Source organism: Brevibacillus borstelensis (genome assembly GCF_037834415.1).
Taxonomy (GTDB): Bacteria; Bacillota; Bacilli; order Brevibacillales; family Brevibacillaceae; genus Brevibacillus; species Brevibacillus borstelensis_A.
On sequence record NZ_JAUMSJ010000096.1, the window covers coordinates 1 to 1,169 of the forward strand.

Sequence of the window (1,169 nt, forward strand, 5' to 3'; positions counted from 1 at the left end):
TAAAACAGGCCGGAATCCTTTATACAAGGGATTCCGGCCAGCTCATTTACACTTCCAATTTAATAGAAGAAACTCGTTTAAGTACATTCCTCTGTATGAACCGCATTTGTCTGCGGTTCTTTTTTACTTTGATGATTTGATCTATACCACATTTACTTATGTGCGTTGTCAGTTTGGTTGTCAAAGGCGTTGTCGATCATATCAACCTGAAATCAGTGTACTTCATTCAGTTCAATTGCGGGGTTCATTTTGGTGATAGCCTTGGTACAAGAAAATTAAAATCTATTGTGTACGATTGGAATATTGTTCATTTGATTTACCAATACTAAACAGTATCAAAAAGCCAATACACTAATTTGTGAGGTATGTTTCTATGAAAATTCATATCTGCGGTAGTTACCTTACCAAACTTTTAATGGCTCTATGTTTCATGATAACCTCAATTTTTTTCTCAGACGTCAGAATAAATGCTACTGGGGTCTCAGAAAGTCAGAATGATGCAGAAAGAGAACTTAGGCAAATTCGGAAAAAAGTTGATTTCCAAATTCTCTTACCGGAAAATGCGTCACAAAAATGGGGGCTGGAAATAAAAACATATCCCCAAGGTGTTACTGACAAAATAAAAAAAATTAGATTGCATTATCTGGATGAAAACAACGAAAATCTAATGATTGGGATTGGTCAAAGTAAAGCTTATCCAAATGAATCGGTAGAACTCCCTCACGGAACAAAAGTGATGATCAATGGAAATCTTGGATATTTTTCTGAATGGGGAGGTCCTACAATTAACCAAAAAAAAGTACCTATTGGTGGATTACTGTGGGTTCAAAATGGTACGTTTATCGAATTGAATAGTTCATCTTTATCAAAAGACGAGATGATAAAAATTGCTAATTCAATGAAATAACATATTTATCACTAGTGTTGCATTAATGTAATCGGAATACACAAAAGATTCGGTGTTTATGAAGTTGGGGCATAAAAAAATCCTTTACAAGGGTATGGTCAGATAGGGGACTGACCCCCGTCCGTAGGACAGGGATCAAAACACCTTAGCCAATTAAGCAGCCAGTTGCCGAAATTCAATCGGCGACTGGTTGTTTAGTTTCGTTTGAATGCGAATTGAGTTATAGTAATGAATGTAGTCTTGAACAATCTGTACAACGATT

At 35.8% G+C, this 1,169-nt stretch carries 2 protein-coding genes; one reads left to right on the forward strand and one right to left on the reverse strand.

Going from position 1 to position 1,169, the window contains the following annotated elements; genetic code table 11:
- Positions 1 to 373 precede the first annotated feature (373 nt).
- Entirely contained in the window at positions 374 to 907 is a 534-nt protein-coding gene (locus Q3F21_RS27105; protein WP_340259696.1) for a DUF4367 domain-containing protein, read from the forward strand.
- Positions 908 to 1,060: 153 nt separating this feature from the next.
- Here Q3F21_RS27105 and Q3F21_RS27110 read toward each other — a convergent pair.
- On the reverse strand, positions 1,061 to 1,169 hold a 109-nt coding region (locus Q3F21_RS27110), incomplete at its 5' end, for an IS3 family transposase (protein ID WP_340259698.1).